Source organism: Microbacterium sp. S1037 (genome assembly GCF_048381605.1).
Taxonomy (GTDB): Bacteria; Actinomycetota; Actinomycetes; order Actinomycetales; family Microbacteriaceae; genus Microbacterium; species Microbacterium testaceum_B.
Window position 1 is genome coordinate 222921 of the sequence record NZ_JBLWIG010000001.1, and the last position, 14915, is coordinate 237835.

The window sequence follows — 14915 nt, forward strand, 5'->3', positions numbered from 1 at the left end:
CCGCTGTCGATAGAGTGACGCCAACGTCCGCCGCCACGACAAAGGGTGCCTCCATGCGCGTGCTCGTCACCAGTTCCCGTAACACCTTCGCCCTCGACCTCATCCGCAAGCTCGGGAGCGTGGGACACACGGTCTTCGCGAGCGACACCTACGACGGAGCCGTGGGCAACCACTCGCGCTTCCTCGCCGGGCACCTCGCCACCCCGTCGCCGCGGTTCGAGACCGATGCCTTCATCGCCGCGGTGAGCGATTACGTCGAGAAGCACGACATCGACCTGATCATCCCCACGTTCGAGGAGGTGTTCTACCTCGCCGCCCGCGTGGCCGACCTCCCGTCCGGCGTCCGCCTCTTCTCCGGCACCTTCGCCGACCTCGCGCGCCTGCACGACAAGGCGAGCTTCCAGCGCCTGGCTCAGGATGCCGGGGTCCCCATCCCCGAGACGGTCGTCGTGACCTCCCCCGAGGAACTGCGGACCGCGATCGACCGTTTCCCCCGGTACTTCGCCCGCGCGGCGTTCTCGCGCGGCGGGGTCGGTCTGCTGACGAACACCGGCCCGCTCGCCGGCAAGATCCCCGTCGAGGAGTGCGTGCCCACGCCCGAGCAGCCCTGGCTCGTCCAGCCGTTCGTCGACGGGCCGATGGTCTGCACCTACAGCGTCGTCGTCGACGGCAAGGTGCAGGCGCACACCACCTACAAGGCCGCCGAGCAGTGGGCGCACTCGACCGCGATCGCGTTCATCGCCGTCGACAGCACCGACACCCTGCGTTACACGCAGCAGATCGTCGACACGCTCGACCCCGGGTTCACGGGGCAGATCTCGTTCGACTTCGTCGACCACGGCACCGAGGCGGCCCCCGACTACAAGATCATCGAGTGCAACCCGCGCCCGACCAACGGCGTCATCCTGCTCGAAGCCGAGGACGTGTCGAAGGCCATCCAGGGCGAGCTCACCGAGCCCGTCGTCGCGATCCCCGGCACGGAGCGCCAGATCACCCTCGCGGTGCTCGCCGACGCGTTCACCGAGCCGCTGAAGCACCTGCCGAAGACCCTGCACGACCTGCTGCACGTGCGCGACGTCGGCGCGGGCTGGTGGGACGGCGCGGCGATGCTCTGGAGCCCGGCGACCATCGTCCACGGCGCGAAGATCTCGCACGGCGACCGCAAAGAGATCCTCGCGGCCCTCGGCGACGACATCGTGTGGAACGGCGAACCGATCGAGGGCATGAGCGACGCGGATGCCGAGGCCCTCGAGGCCGTGCACGCGGGTCGCGCGTAACTTCCCCGGCATCCGGAGTCCCTGGCTGAGCGCCCCGGGCCGTCCCGCGGAGTCCGCGGCCGACACGCCGCCACGGACGACCCCCGCCCGGCGTGTGACCGCAGATCTCCGCGAGACGGTACGCGCGCGGGGCCTCACGCCCCCGGGCGCAGCACCACCTTGATGCAGCCGTCCTCCTTCTTCTGGAACGTCTCGTACAGGTCGGGGGCATCCTCCAGCGGGGCGTGGTGGGTCACCAGATCCATCACTCCGAGAGGGTCGGCGGGGTCCTCGACCAGCGGTAGGAGGTCGTCGATCCAGCGCTTGACGTTGCACTGTCCCATGCGCAGGTTCAGCTGCTTGTCGAACATCGTCTTCATCGGCAGGATGTCGGCCTCGCCCGCGTACACGCCGCTGAGCGACACCGTGCCGCCGCGCCGCACGAGGTCGATCGAGGCGTAGACCGCCGCGAGCCGGTCGATCCCGGCCTTGTCCATGAGCTTCCGCGCGAAGGCGTCGGGCAGCAGGCCGACGGCGTTCTGCGCCAGCTTGGCGCCGCCGTTGCCGTGCGCCTCCATGCCGACGGCATCCACGACCCCGTCGGCTCCGCGCCCCTCGGTGAGGTCGATCAGTTCGTCGACGACCGTGTCGGTCAGGTCGTAGGTCAGGATGCCGTGCCGCTCGGCCATCGCCCGCCGCTCGGGCTCGGGCTCGATGGCGAGCACCCGATAGCCGAGGTGCACGCCGATGCGGGCGGCGAACTGTCCGACCGGGCCGAGGCCCATGACCGCGAGCGTGCCGCCCTCGGGGACGTTGGCGTACTGCACGCCCTGCCAGGCGGTGGGCACGATGTCGCTGAGGAACAGATACCGGTCGTCGGGCAGGTCGTCGCCGACGCGGATGTGGTTGTAGTCCGCGAGCGGCACGCGGAGGTACTCCGCCTGGCCGCCCGGCACCTGACCGTAGAGCTTCGTGTAGCCGAAGAGCGCCGCGCCGCTGCCGTACTCGCGCACCTGCGTCGTCTCGCACTGCGACTGCAGTCCGCGGCGGCACATGAAGCAGTGCCCGCACGAGATGTTGAACGGCACGACGACGCGATCGCCGACCGCGAGGTTCGTGACGGCCGAGCCGACCTCGACGACGACGCCCATCGGCTCGTGGCCGAGGACGTCGCCTCTATCGATGAACGGGCCGAAGAGTTCGTAGAGGTGCAGGTCGGAGCCGCAGATCGCCGTCGAGGTGATTTTCACGATCGCGTCGGTCGGTTCGAGGATCTCGGGGTCGGGGACCTCCTCGACGCTCACGTTTCGCGTGCCCTGCCAGGTCAGTGCCTTCATGGTGGTGCCTCTCGTTCCGGGGGACGGCCAGTCTGCGCGGCGGTCCGAGAGTGGCCGAGGTGGTTGACGGACCCCCGCCCGATGGGTCAGGCACCCGGTGCCGCGAGCGGCGGCGCATCGACCCACGCGTGCACTCGTCGAAGGAACGCGGCGTACCCGCCGGGGGTGCGCCCCGTGAACCGGCCCGACGTCTCGACCTCGTGCACGTCGCTCGCGCGTTCGCGCGCGCCGAGAGCCCGCACCGCGCGCACGAGGGCGACGTCCTCGTGCTCGACGAGATCCCGGATGCCACCGGCCTCGACGTACGTGCTCGCGCGCACGCCGAGATTGGCCCCGTGCACGTTGCCCGGCGGCCGACCGCGCTCGTGCGTGGCTCGCCAGTACGCCGCGTGGCGGGCGCTGAGGTCGGCGAAGTCGGGGCGGACCGTGCCGAGGACGAGGTCGATCCCGGCATCCATCAGCTCGAGCTGGTGCGTGATCCAGTCGCGCGGCACGACGGTGTCGGCATCCGTCATCGCGATCCACGTGTCTCCCGGGGTGGAATCGAGCAACGAGAGCGCGTGCGCGACACCTGTGCGGCGGGCGGTTCCGACGTTGCGCGCCGAGATCTCGAGCGCCTGCACCGCCCACCGCCGCGTCTGAAGGCCCGTCGTGTCGGTGCACGCATCGAGCACGACGACGATCGTCGCGGAGAGATCCGGCTCTCGTTCGCGCGCGTGCGCCACCGCGCGGGTGACCGCGGCGAGGCAGCGCCCGATCAGCGCCTCCTCGTCGTGCGCGGGGATCACCACGGCCACCGCCCTCACGGCACGAGTCCGGTCTCGGTCGCCACCGACCGCGCTCCCGGACGCGCGAAGACCTCGAGCACGAAGTCTTCCTCTTCGTGGCGCACCAGGCGCACCAGGTCGGGCCGCTCGGCGAGCGCGTCGTGCACGTCGTCACCGGTCCACGGGTACTCGGAGACCGGATGCCGCCAGTGACAGGCCACGAGATGACCGTCCTCGCTCAACGAGCCGACGCTCGCGGTGAGACCGCGGCCGAGATCGGCACCGGCCCAGTAGTACGCGACCTCCGACAGGACGACGAGGTCGAAGACACCCTCGGGCCAGTCGCCGGGGAGTGTCGCGCGCCGCAGCTCGACGTGCCCCCGCCCCGCGAGGCGCGTGCGGGCACGGTCGAGCGCGGCGGCAGCGAGGTCGACCGCGAGCACCCGATCGCACCGCTCGGCGAGCGCAGCCGTCAGCGCTCCGGTCGAGCACCCCGCTTCGAACGCCGAGCGGTAGCGACGGCGGGGCAGGGCGGCGAGCACCGCGGCTCGTTTGCGTTCCTCGTACCAGCGCGAGTCGAAGCCCCACGGGTCGTCGTGTCGCGCGTACATGTCGTCGAAGTAGTCCTGCCCGACGGAGGGTCGCCCAGCGGGAGCCGTTTCGACGTCCGGGGCCTCCTCTCCGGCGAGGTCCGGAACCGCGGCGGGAGCGGGGATCGGGGCGAAGAACACCTCGCTGTCGCGGGCGAAGTGCGCACGCATGCGGGCGTGGATCATCTCCTCGTCGCCGGGAGCGGACGATAGCGGGAGGATCTGGCTCGTGTGCGCGGCGAGCGCTCGGGTCTTGGCATCCTGAGCCTCCGGGGCGAGGGGCAGGCGCTCGGCCCGATCCCACGTCACATCGTCGGGGCCGCCCCAGTGCCAGAGCCAGATGGGGAACGCGCGCGAGCGTACCTGCCGCGCGGCGCAGACCTCCTCGACGATCTCTCCCACGACGCGGTGATCGCGATGCCCGTCGCCTCGCCACGGCGACAGCACGAGCACGCGATGCGGACCCGCGCGGTCGAGGGCGTCGCGAAGCGCCGCGGCGATCGTGTCGCGATGCTGGTCCGTCCCCCCGTCGGGCAGCCCGAGGAAGATCGGCGGCTCGACCAGACCGAGGATGTCGGCCGCCTCGAACACCTCCCGACGGCGGCGCAACGCCAGCGTCGCGGGGCTGTGCGTGGGCGAGTCGGGGTGGGATCCTTCGCCGTCGGTCACAACGAGGAGGTCGATCGGGATGCCGCGGCTCGCCGCCGTCGCCAGCAGACCCGCCGCGCCGAGGCTCTCGTCGTCGGGGTGCGCAGCGACCACGATCACCCGATCGACGTCGAGGTCGAGCGCGGGGATGTCGCGGCGGAGAGCGGCGGCCCAGACGTCCTCGTCCGTGCCGGGATCACGGTGGTCGAAGCTCACCACGCGCCCCTCCCCGCCGCGACGTCGCCGCCGATCCTCGCGAGGTCGCGGTCGGCGTGGTGCTGCCGGACGTACACCTGCAGGTCGGCCACGCGCCGCGCGTGCGCCGCGTCGGCGACGAGCGGGCCGGGTCCGAGCGCATGAGCCGCCTCGGCGAGCGTCGTCTCGACCGCGTCGGCGACCGCCTGGCGCGCACGGTTCGCCCGCAGACCCTCGGATGCCGAGCTCCCCCCGTCGAACACCGTCGCCGTCTCGACGAGCACGGCGCGTGCCGCCCACAGGGCGACGTCGGCGCGGCCGAGATGAACGCGGGCGAGCTGGTCGGCCCGCTCGCCGGTGGCGGCCGCGGCGAGCGCATCGAGCAGGGGAACGGCGCCGCCCCACCAGCACGCCGCCACGCCCACGCCGCCGTGCGCGAAGCCCGGACGGCGCAGATACCACCCGGCATCCCCCACCGGGACGGCCGGAGCTCGGTCGACGTCGATGGGCGCGCTCACGACGCGGTCGAGCCCGCGGGCGTGCCACGGTCCGGAGCGGGCCGTGACGGCGGGATGCCGGAGGTCGAGCGCGAAGAGCTGCCGACGGTCATCGTCGATCCAGGCGGTCACCAGCGCGTGGTCGAGGTCGGCGGCGAGGGAACACCAGGGTTTCGTGCCGTGCAGCGTCCAGGTGCCGGCATCCTGTGTCGCCGTCAGCCGCACACCGGGGCCTTCCGCGGCGAAGACGCCCCACGACCCGCTCGTGTCGACGTCGGGTGCGAAGCCGTCCGCGGCGGCCTCGTCGAGGATCGTGAGGGCGTCGAGGTGCGGCTCCAGCATCCGCGCCGCGGCGACGTCGCGCACGGCGACCGAGGCGAGCAGCTCCCACGTCGCTGCGCGTGTGGAGGGCCGCGGGACGCCGGTGATCCACGCGAGCGTGGCGACGAGGTCGGTGCCGAGGTCGCCGACGGCGTCCGCCCCCATCAGCGTCGCGCGCACGTCGCCGAGGCCAGGGGTGTCGGGCGGGAACAGGAGGGGGAAGCGGGGATGGTCGCCGTCGGTCACGCGCGCCAGGTTCCGCGGCCATGTCGGTTCGAGCCAGATCCTTGACACGGCCACGCATCCCGGGCAGGCGCTGCCCGACGCCCACCGGTTGGGCTCCGGGCCCGCGCCGAGCTCGTACCGTCAGGCGGAGATCACAGCCGACACGCCGCCCATCGGCCACCCCGAACGGCGTGTCACCCCCGAACTCCGCACGACGGCACACCCCAACGACCGAATGGCCGTGGAGCACCCGGACCCCTTGAGCACCGGACCTGTACCGTCATGCGGAGATCACCCGCAACACGCCGCCCACCGACCACCCCGAACGGCGTGTCGGCCCCGAACGCCGCACGACGGCACACCGACCACGGCCGCGGAGGCACCCCACCGACCGGCCCCACTCCGACCCGGCCCGCCTACGACTGCCAACCCCGCCGCCGCCCCGGCCACCCTCCGCTGTACCGTCAGGCGGAGATCACAGCCGACACGCCGCCCACCGGCCACCCGGAACGGCGTGTCACCCCCGAACTCCGCACGACGGCACACCCACGGCACCACCGAGCCCTCACCGGCACGGACAACGGATGCCGCGGATCAGCGGTGCAGCACGCGCTTGCGCAGCAGCGCGTCGAGGTGGGCGACGTGGAGCAGCAGGGCGGGGAACGACGCCGACAGCCCCTTCCGGGGCAGACGATCGAGCGCGGGCTCGTCGGCGGGCAGCCGATCCTGCTGGCCCCGGACCAACCGCCGCACCGCGTTCAGCAGCGCCATGGGGTGGGTGTCGAGGGCGCTGTGCCCGTTGTGGATGCGCACGAGGGTGGCATCCGGAGCCGCCGCGACCACGCGCTCGGCGATCGCCGACGGGGTGCGCAGATCGCGGTCGCCCGAGAGTACGACGAGCGGCCAGTCGAAGGAACGCACCGCCTCGATGAGGTCGTACGGCTCCCCGACGAACGCCGGATACCGCGACGCCAGCGGGAGATAGGTGCGGGCCGGGTCGAGCGGGTGCCCGTCGGGGGTGCCGCCGTATCCCAGTTCGCGGAAGGCGATCGTGCCGACGAGGTCGAACTCGTAGATGCCCGGGAAGCGCGCGATCTCGGCGCCGCGCGTGGCGTAGGCGCCCAGCGCCCGCCACGCGAAGCCGGGCTCGTGCCGCACGAGCGGATGCACGAGGTCGGGACCACCCAGCTCGTACGCGGCGCGCACGATGTCGAGCACGACCCGTTCCGAAACGCCGGCGGACACGAGGCGCCTCACCCCGCGCGCCATGTCGTCGTCGGCATCCCAGAACAACTCCCGCAGGCACGCGCGCTCGATGTCGATGTCGTGCGCCGACTGCAGGGCGGAGTCGAGCAGCATCGCCGAGACGCGTTCCGGATGCCGTGCCCCGAACGCCATGGCCAGGTAGCTGCCGTACGACGAGCCGACGATCACCGCACGGTCGATGCCCTCAGCATCGAGGACGGCGGCGAGATCGTCGAGTACCGCCGTGATGCGCATCGCCGCGGGCGGTAGCGCACGCCCCTCGAGGTCGTGGCGCGAGCGGCCGACGCCCCGATGCTCGACCATGACCAGGTCGAGGCCGCCGCGGGCCGCCCAGCGACGCAGACCCCGATAGGGCAGGACCGATGCGAGCCCGGGGCCGCCCGGGATCACGAGAACGGGTGTCGCGCCGCGCGGTCCCGAGCGCACGTAGGCGAGGTCGAGCGCCGGGGCCCCGTCGGCGGCGGGGCGCCGAACCCGGCGGACGTTCTCGCGCATGCTCAGCACGCTACCCGTCCGCGCGGCGCCCGCGGGCGCGGGCGCCGACCTCACGCGGGGACGGTGGGTCCCACCACGGCCAGCAGGCGCAGTTTCTCCGCGCTCTCACTGCCGGGTGCCGCGGTGTAGACGAGCAGCGAGTGGCTCGTTCCCGGATCGATCAACGTCTGGCAGTGCACCTCGATCTCGCCCACCGTCGGATGAAGGAAGTGCTTGGTGTCGGCTGGTCTGAGGCCCACCTCGTGGCGCGCCCACAGCTCGCGGAACTCCTCGCTGCGTCGCAGCAGGTCGTCGGCGAGGCCGGCGGCGCGGGAGCCGGGTCCGCGCCGACCGACGATCTCGCGGAGTCCCGAGGCGAAGAGACGGCTGAGGAACGCGTGATCGTCGGGGAGGTAGAGCGAGCGCGACGCGGGGTCGACGAACCAGCGGTAGCCGAGGCTCCGCATCGGACCGCGGCGGAGGGCCGCGTCTCCCATCAACGCCAGGCCGAGGCGGGACTGGCGCAATGTCTCGCCGAGCTCGGTGACGACCTCTGCCGGGGTGTCGTCCAGGCGGTCGAGGACGCGCAGCAGACCCGGGCTGATGTGCTCCCCGCCCAGCCCGTGCTCGGAGGGCACGTGACCCGCCAGGTGGAACAGGTGATCGCGTTCGGCACGCGACAGGTGCAGCCCCTGAGCGATGGATGCCAACATCTGCTCGGACGGCTGGGGTCCGCGCTCCCGCTCCAGCCGCGCGTAGTAATCGGTCGACATGTGGCTCAAGGCGGCCGCTTCTTCGCGCCGCAGCCCTCGGGTGCGCCGCCGCGCGCCGCGCGGGAGCCCCACATCCTCGGGCTGCAGCGCCTCGCGGCGGGTGCGCAGGAAGTCCGCCAGCGCGGCTCGATCGATCACGTCGTCCTGTCTACCGTCCCGGATCGCCGCGAACCAGGGCGCGCCGATCCCCCTCTGCCGTGCCGCGTCCTCGCGAGCCGGGGATCGACAGGCCCTGCCTCCGTGCGATCGACCGCGTGAGGCTGAGACGACGAACCCGAAGGAGACCTCATGACCCGCGGCATCCCCCTCCCCTCCCTCGCCGGGAAGCGCGCCGTCCTGACCGGCGGCAGCGACGGCATGGGACTCGTCATCGCCGAGCGACTCGCGGCCGCCGGGGCCGACCTCGTGCTTCCCGTCCGCAACCGGGAGAAGGGCGAGCGGGCGGCGCGTGGCATCCGGAACCGTCACCCGGAAGCCCGGATCGCGGTGCACGACCTCGACCTCGCGTCCCTCGGATCGGTCGCGACGTTCGCTGCCGTCATGGAGGACGAGGGGATGCCGGTGCACCTGCTCGTCAACAACGCCGGGGTCATGACCCCGCCGTCCCGGCAGACGACCGTCGACGGGCACGAGCTGCAGTTCGGGACGAATCACCTCGGCCACGTCGCCCTGGTGGGGCACCTGATGCCGCTGCTGAAGGCCGGAGGAGCGCGCGTCGTCAGCCAGGTGAGCATCGCCGCCGCTCGCGGGCGCATCGCGTGGGACGACCTCGAGAGCGAGAGGAACTACGACGGGCAGCGCGCGTACGCGGCGTCGAAGATCGCGCTGGGCCTGTTCGCGCGCGAGCTCGACGAGAGGTCGCGACGCGAGGGGTGGGGCGTGCGCAGTGTCGTCTCGCATCCCGGCGTCGCACCGACGAGCCTTCTCGCCGCCCGCCCCGAGATCGGCCGCGCCACCGACACCATGGGCGTGCGGGTGATCCGCTGGATGTCGGCGCGCGGGCTGCTCGTGGGCACGGCGGCCACGGCCGCTCTGCCGGCGCTGCTCGCGGCCACCACCGACGACCCGCGCAGCGACCTGCTCTACGGTCCGAGCGGCGTCGGCCACCTCGGTGGGTCGCCGGGGACGCATCCGCTGTACCGTCCGCTGCGCGACCTCGACGAGGCGTCGCGCGTGTGGGACACGTCGCTCGAGCTCGCGGGGGTGCGTGCCGGTTCGCTATGAATCACGCGCTCTCGGCGCCGTGACCCCCGGGGGTCCGTAGGCTCCCCTCGTGGCCCCCGCATCCTCCCGCCCGCGCGACCTCCCGGCGATCATCCCGGCGATCGTCGCGTCGATCGCGGCGACCGTCCTCGGGGCGGGTCTCGGCGAGCTGGCCGCGGCGCTCATCTCGCCCTCGGCGAGCCCCTTCGCGGTGATCGGCGGGGGCATGATCGACATCTCCCCCGCGTGGGCGAAAGACCTGGCGATCAGCCTGTTCGGGACGGCGGACAAGACCGCCCTGCTCGTCGGTATCGCGGTGCTGCTGCTCGCCCTGGCCGGGGCCGCGGGCGTCGTCGAACGGCGTCGACCCCCGTGGGGGCGAGCGATCCTGGCGGCGATCGGTGTCATCGGCGCTCTCGTGTCGCTGGCGCGCCCCGACGCGGCGCTGCTGTCTCCCGTGCCGTCGCTGGTCGCGGGCGTCGCCGCCGCCGTCGTGGCGGGACTGCTCATCGGCCGTCTTCGACCCGCGGCGGTCGCTCCCGAGGCCTCGACCGGTCCCACCCGCCGCGGGGTCCTCGCGCTCTCGGGCGTGGCGGTCCTTGCCGGTGCTCTGGCCGCGGCCGGATCCGTCGCGCTGAGCAGCGGGGCCCGAGCGGTCAGCGCGGTGCGTGCCGCCCTCCGCCTTCCGACCCCGACGACCACGACCGCGGTCCCCGCGACCGCCGACCTGGGAATCGACGGCCTCTCCCCGGTGATCACGCCGTCGTCCGACTTCTACCGCATCGACACCGCTCTCGTGGTACCGCAGATCGACCCGGCGACCTGGAGCCTGCGCGTGCACGGTCTCGTGGAGCAGGAGGTCGTGCTGCGGTGGGACGACCTGGTCGCCTTCCCCCAGAAGGAGACGGTCGCGACCCTCGTGTGCGTGTCGAACGAGGTCGGCGGCGACCTGATCGGCAACGCGCGGTGGCTCGGCGTACCGATCCGCGACGTCCTCGCGCGCGCGAAGCCGACGGCGGAGGCCGACATGGTGCTCTCTCACTCCGTCGACGGGTTCACGGCATCCAGTCCCCTCGAAGCGCTGACCGACGACCGCGACGCCCTGCTCGCGATCGGGATGAACGGCGAACCGCTGCCCCTCGCGCACGGGTTCCCGGTGCGCATGGTGGTGCCCGGTCTCTACGGGTACGTCTCCGCGACGAAATGGGTGAGCGAGCTCGAGGTCACCCGCTACGACCGGGCCGAGGGTTACTGGACCTCGCGCGGATGGTCGGAGCGCGGGCCGGTGAAACTGCAGTCGCGCATCGACGTTCCCCGCGCGGGCGCCCGTCTCGCCTCGGGGGACGCGGTCATCGCCGGCGTCGCGTGGCAGACGCACGTCGGCGTCGCCGGCGTCGAGGTGCAGATCGACGACGGGCCTTGGCAGCCCGCGAAGCTCGCGAGTGCGATCTCGACCGACACGTGGGTGCAGTGGAGCCTGCCCTGGACCGCGACGAGCGGATCCCACACCGTGCGCTGCCGCGCGATCTCGACCACCGGCGAGACCCAGACGCCGAATCGCGCGCTGCCCGCTCCCGACGGCGCGACGGGCTGGGACGAGATCACGATCTCGGTCGCCTGATTCCCGCCCCGCGCCTGACCGCGCGGTTCGTGGCGTCGGCCCGTGGCATCCTGTGTCCCACTTCGTGCAGGAATCGCGTCTGCTAACCGCACAAAGTGGGACACGCATGCGCGCGGATGCCGCGCACCCGGCCCCGGAGCCTCGTACACGTCCCACTTTGTGCAGGAATCACACCTGAGAACCGCACAAAGTGGGACACGGCCGACCGGAGGACCGGAAAGGCGCCTCAGCGAGTCAGGCCGACAGGACGTGCCGCAACTGCTCGACGGCCCAGTCCAGCTCGGTCGCGCGGATCGTCAGCGGCGGGGCGATGCGGATCGTCTGGCCGTGCGTGTCCTTCACGAGCACGCCGCGGGCGAGCAGCTTCTCGGCGATCTCGCGGCCCGTTCCGTACGCCGGGTCGATGTCGACGCCGGCCCACAGCCCCGCGATGCGCACCTCGGTGACGCCGTGGCCGACGAGCGCCTGCAGCGCCGCCTCGAGATGCTCGCCGAGGGCCTTCGCGCGGGTCTGGAATTCTCCGGATGCCAACATCTCGACGACCCGCAGACCCACAGCGGCCGCGAGCGGGTTGCCGCCGAACGTCGAGCCGTGTTCGCCGGGGCGGATGACGCCGAGCACGTCCTCGTTCGCCACGACCGCCGACAGCGGGACGATGCCGCCGCCGAGGGCCTTGCCGAGGAGGTACATGTCGGGGACGACGCCCTCGCGGTCGCACGCGAACGTCTCGCCCACGCGGCCGAGACCCGACTGGATCTCGTCGGCGATGAAGAGCACGTTGTTCTCGGTGCAGATCTCGCGGACCCGGCGGAGGAACCCCTCCGGCGGCACGACGACGCCCGCCTCGCCCTGGATCGGCTCGAGGAGCACCGCGGCGGTGTTCTCGTCGATCGCCGCGGCGATGGCATCCGCGTCGCCGTACGGCACGTGCACGAAACCGGGAGCGTAGGGACCGAAGTCGTCGTGGGCGACCGGGTCGTCGCTGAAGCCGACGATCGTGGTCGTTCGCCCGTGGAAGTTGCCGTTCGCGACGATGATCGTCGCGGCATCCGGGGCGATGCCCTTGGACCGGTAGCCCCACGCGCGGGCGACCTTGATTCCGGTCTCGACAGCCTCGGCCCCGGTGTTCATCGGCAGCACGAGGTCTTTGCCGCAGAGCTGCGACAGGGCCGTGGCGAAGGGCCCCAGCCGGTCGTTGTGGAACGCGCGGCTCGTGAGCGTGAGCTTCCCGAGCTGCTCGCGAGCCGCGGCGAGGATCGCGGGGTGACCGTGCCCGAAGTTGAGGGCCGAGTACGCCGACAGCAGGTCGAGGTACCGCTTGCCCTCGATGTCGGTGACCCAGACGCCCTCGGCACTGTGCGCGAGGACGGGCAGCGGGTGGTAGTTGTGCGCGACGTGCGCGCTCTCGGCCTGGATGAGGGCGAGACCGAGGTTCTCGAGGGTGGCGCCCATCACGCACCCCGCAGTTCGAGCGTGCAGCACTTGATCCCGCCGCCGCCGAGCAGCAGCTCCGACAGGTCGACCTTTACGGGGGTGTAGCCGCGCTCGCGCAGCTGCGCCTCGAAGCCCACGGCGCGCGGCGAGATGATGACGTTCTTGCCGTCGCTGGCGGAGTTGAGGCCGAACACCGCGCCATCGGCATCCGAGACCCGGATCGCGTCGGGGTAGCGCTCGCGGAGGATTGCCTGGCTGCGCTCGTCGAACGCGTTCGGGAGGTACGCGATGTTGGCTTTCTCGACGCCGCCGGGGCCCTCGACCGGGTCGAGCACGGCGATCGCGGTGTCGAGGTGGTAGAAACGCGGGTCGGTGAGCGTCAGCGAGACGACCTCGCGCGAGAAGACCTCGCCGACCTCGCGGTGGCTGTCACCGGTGGAGCGGAAGCCGGTGCCGGCGAGGATCGTGTTCCCGACGAGCAGGAAGTCCCCCTCGCCCTCGTTCACCTCGACGGGCTCGGCGACCTCGAAGCCGTTCGCGGCGAACCAATCGATGAACGCGGGAGCCTCGGCGGCGCGCTCGCGGAAACGGAACTTCGGGCCGTACGCGACGCCGTCGATGACGAAGCCGCCGTTGGCGGTGTAGACCATGTCGGGCAGGCCCTCGACGGGGTCGATGAGTTCGATCTCGTGGCCGAGCTGCGTGTAGGTGTCGTACAGCGACTGCCACTGGCGCAGCGCAAGCGCAGTGTCGGTGGGGCGGGACGGCTCCATCCACGGGTTGATGCTGTAGCTCACCGTGAAGTGCTCGGGCCGGCACATGAGGTACCGGCGGTGCTGCTGGACGCGATCGACCGATGAGGTCTCGACAGCGGCGGCGGAGGGGGTAGCGGACATCTCTGCTCCTCGGAGAAAAGGTGCGGCGGACGCTGTCCTGGGGCTCGGTGGCCCTTCGAACCCGTAAGTGCCGGAGCACCGCGCGGGGAAAGGTCGGTCCGAGCACGCCGCGCTCATTCTCGCACGGGCGCGCGGGGAGGCGCGAGCGGCGCGCGTGCGGGGAGGCGCGGGCGAGCGCGGCGTTCCGGCGGGGAGCCGCCGCGGCACACCTTGAGCGATGTGCGGCGGGCCATCGGCATCCGACCGAATGCGACCGAAAATGCGCCGCAAGCCGACGGAGGGATGCCGACGCTGTGCGGCCGCGATCGCCGTTGGTACGCTCCAAACATGGGCAGACGAGCGGGCGAGGACGGTGGTCGAACGTGCGACGCCGAGTGACTCTGGAGCACGTCGCCGCCGAGGCCGGGGTGTCGAAGAGCAGCGTCTCGAACGTCATCCGCAACCACCCGCACGTGCGCGAGGAGGTGCGGCAGAAGGTCAACGCCGCGATCGAGAAGCTCGGGTACCGCCCGCAGGCGATCGGCCAGAATCTCGTGTCCGGACGCACCGGGCTGGTGGCACTGGCCATCCCCAACTTCGCCCAGCCGTACTTCGCGGAGATCGCCCGCTCCGCGGTGGCCGCGGCGGACGAACTCAGCATGCGACTCCTGGTGCAGCAGACCGACAACCTCCTCGACAAGGAGCGGGAGGCGGCCGACGCGTGGAATCTGGGCGCCGCCGACGGCTTGATCTTCAGCCCGTCGGTCATCGGCGACGACGAGATCGAGAGTCGGCGCGCGGGGATGCCCCTCGTACTCCTCGGCGAGCGTTCCCACCTCACGACGGTGGACCGCGTCGGGATCGACTCCATCGCGATCGCCGAGATCGCCACGCGCCATCTGATCGACCAGGGTCACACGCGGATCGCGATGATCGGCGAGAAGACCTCCGGCGACCAGTTCGTCGTCTCGGAGCGCGAGGAGGGCTTCCATCGAGCACTCGCCGCAGCAGGGCTCACGGAGGCGAGTCCGGTGGGGGCCGTGGACGATTGGACACGGGAGGACGGATCGGCCGCCGTCGATGCTCTCGTCGCCTCCGGGGACACGTTCGACGCGCTCTTCTGCGCGAACGACCTCCTCGCGCTCGGTGCGATGTCCGCCCTGCGCCGGCACGGGTTGCGCGTCCCGGAGGACGTGGCCGTGATCGGCGTCGACGACATCGAGGATTCGCGCTTCTCGACTCCCGCCCTCTCCACCGTCTTCATCGACAAGGACTGGATGGCCCGACAGGCAATTCGCCTGATCGCGAAGCAGATCCAGAACGCGGACGCACCACCTGAACAGCTGAGCGTCCCCTACCGCCTGATCCCGCGCGCGTCGACGTCGCTCTGACCGCGCTTGACACGCGGTCACGGAGGCATGACAATCGTCATC

At 71.9% G+C, this 14915-nt stretch carries 12 protein-coding genes; 4 read left to right on the forward strand and 8 right to left on the reverse strand.

The features are described from left to right. Window positions 1-53: 53 nt before the first annotated feature. Window positions 54-1277 (forward strand): carbamoyl-phosphate synthase large subunit, encoded by a 1224-nt coding sequence (locus ACMW4R_RS00935; RefSeq protein WP_418298880.1) that lies wholly within the window; start codon window positions 54-56, stop codon window positions 1275-1277. Between the two features lie 134 nt (window positions 1278-1411). Here the strand turns inward: ACMW4R_RS00935 and ACMW4R_RS00940 are convergent, their stop codons facing one another. From ACMW4R_RS00940 to ACMW4R_RS00965, 6 genes are all read right to left on the reverse strand, one after another. Beyond that, on the reverse strand, window positions 1412-2593 hold the full coding sequence (locus ACMW4R_RS00940; protein ID WP_418298881.1) for a zinc-dependent alcohol dehydrogenase: 1182 nt from the start codon (window positions 2591-2593) through the stop codon (window positions 1412-1414). Window positions 2594-2679: 86 nt separating this feature from the next. Continuing rightward, window positions 2680-3399: a glycosyltransferase gene (locus ACMW4R_RS00945; protein WP_418298882.1), complete on the reverse strand. Its 720-nt coding sequence runs from the start codon at window positions 3397-3399 to the stop codon at window positions 2680-2682. Next, window positions 3396-4814 (reverse strand): PIG-L family deacetylase, encoded by a 1419-nt coding sequence (locus tag ACMW4R_RS00950; protein ID WP_418298883.1) that lies wholly within the window; start codon window positions 4812-4814, stop codon window positions 3396-3398. Before ACMW4R_RS00950 ends, ACMW4R_RS00945 begins: the two co-directional genes overlap by 4 nt. Beyond that, window positions 4811-5857 (reverse strand): acyl-CoA dehydrogenase, encoded by a 1047-nt coding sequence (locus ACMW4R_RS00955; protein ID WP_418298884.1) that lies wholly within the window; start codon window positions 5855-5857, stop codon window positions 4811-4813. Before ACMW4R_RS00955 ends, ACMW4R_RS00950 begins: the two co-directional genes overlap by 4 nt. 573 nt (window positions 5858-6430) lie before the next feature. Next, window positions 6431-7597 (reverse strand): alpha/beta fold hydrolase, encoded by a 1167-nt coding sequence (locus ACMW4R_RS00960; RefSeq protein WP_418298885.1) that lies wholly within the window; start codon window positions 7595-7597, stop codon window positions 6431-6433. A gap of 50 nt (window positions 7598-7647) precedes the next feature. After that, on the reverse strand, window positions 7648-8487 hold the full coding sequence (locus ACMW4R_RS00965; RefSeq protein WP_058629734.1) for a helix-turn-helix transcriptional regulator: 840 nt from the start codon (window positions 8485-8487) through the stop codon (window positions 7648-7650). A 150-nt stretch (window positions 8488-8637) separates the two neighbouring features. Between ACMW4R_RS00965 and ACMW4R_RS00970 the strand changes: the two genes are divergently transcribed. Together ACMW4R_RS00970 and ACMW4R_RS00975 are read left to right on the forward strand one after the other, a co-directional pair. Next, window positions 8638-9573, forward strand: coding sequence for an SDR family oxidoreductase (locus ACMW4R_RS00970; protein ID WP_418298886.1), 936 nt, complete (start codon window positions 8638-8640; stop codon window positions 9571-9573). Window positions 9574-9622: 49 nt separating this feature from the next. Continuing rightward, window positions 9623-11173: a molybdopterin-dependent oxidoreductase gene (locus ACMW4R_RS00975; RefSeq protein ID WP_418298887.1), complete on the forward strand. Its 1551-nt coding sequence runs from the start codon at window positions 9623-9625 to the stop codon at window positions 11171-11173. A 234-nt stretch (window positions 11174-11407) separates the two neighbouring features. Here ACMW4R_RS00975 and rocD read toward each other — a convergent pair whose 3' ends face one another. Both rocD and ddaH read right to left on the reverse strand, forming a co-directional pair. Next, window positions 11408-12625, reverse strand: a complete 1218-nt coding sequence (rocD, locus tag ACMW4R_RS00980) for an ornithine--oxo-acid transaminase (protein ID WP_058596156.1) — start codon at window positions 12623-12625, stop codon at window positions 11408-11410. Continuing rightward, window positions 12625-13503, reverse strand: coding sequence for a dimethylargininase (ddaH, locus tag ACMW4R_RS00985; protein WP_058596157.1), 879 nt, complete (start codon window positions 13501-13503; stop codon window positions 12625-12627). The genes rocD and ddaH overlap by 1 nt, the downstream gene beginning before the upstream one ends. Window positions 13504-13877: 374 nt before the next feature. Between ddaH and ACMW4R_RS00990 the strand changes: the two genes are divergently transcribed. Beyond that, entirely contained in the window at window positions 13878-14873 is a 996-nt protein-coding gene (locus ACMW4R_RS00990) for a LacI family DNA-binding transcriptional regulator (RefSeq protein ID WP_418298888.1), read from the forward strand. Window positions 14874-14915 lie beyond the last annotated feature (42 nt).

Bases quoted from the DNA above. Each gene is read 5' to 3' on its own strand.
- ACMW4R_RS00935 (WP_418298880.1), top strand. From the start codon at position 54: ATGCGCGTGCTCGTCACCAGTTCCCGTAACACCTTCGCCCTCGACCTC.
- ACMW4R_RS00940 (WP_418298881.1), bottom strand. From the start codon at position 2,593: ATGAAGGCACTGACCTGGCAGGGCACGCGAAACGTGAGCGTCGAGGAG.
- ACMW4R_RS00960 (WP_418298885.1), bottom strand. From the start codon at position 7,597: ATGCGCGAGAACGTCCGCCGGGTTCGGCGCCCCGCCGCCGACGGGGCC.
- ACMW4R_RS00970 (WP_418298886.1), top strand. From the start codon at position 8,638: ATGACCCGCGGCATCCCCCTCCCCTCCCTCGCCGGGAAGCGCGCCGTC.
- rocD (WP_058596156.1), bottom strand. From the start codon at position 12,625: ATGGGCGCCACCCTCGAGAACCTCGGTCTCGCCCTCATCCAGGCCGAG.
- ddaH (WP_058596157.1), bottom strand. From the start codon at position 13,503: ATGTCCGCTACCCCCTCCGCCGCCGCTGTCGAGACCTCATCGGTCGAT.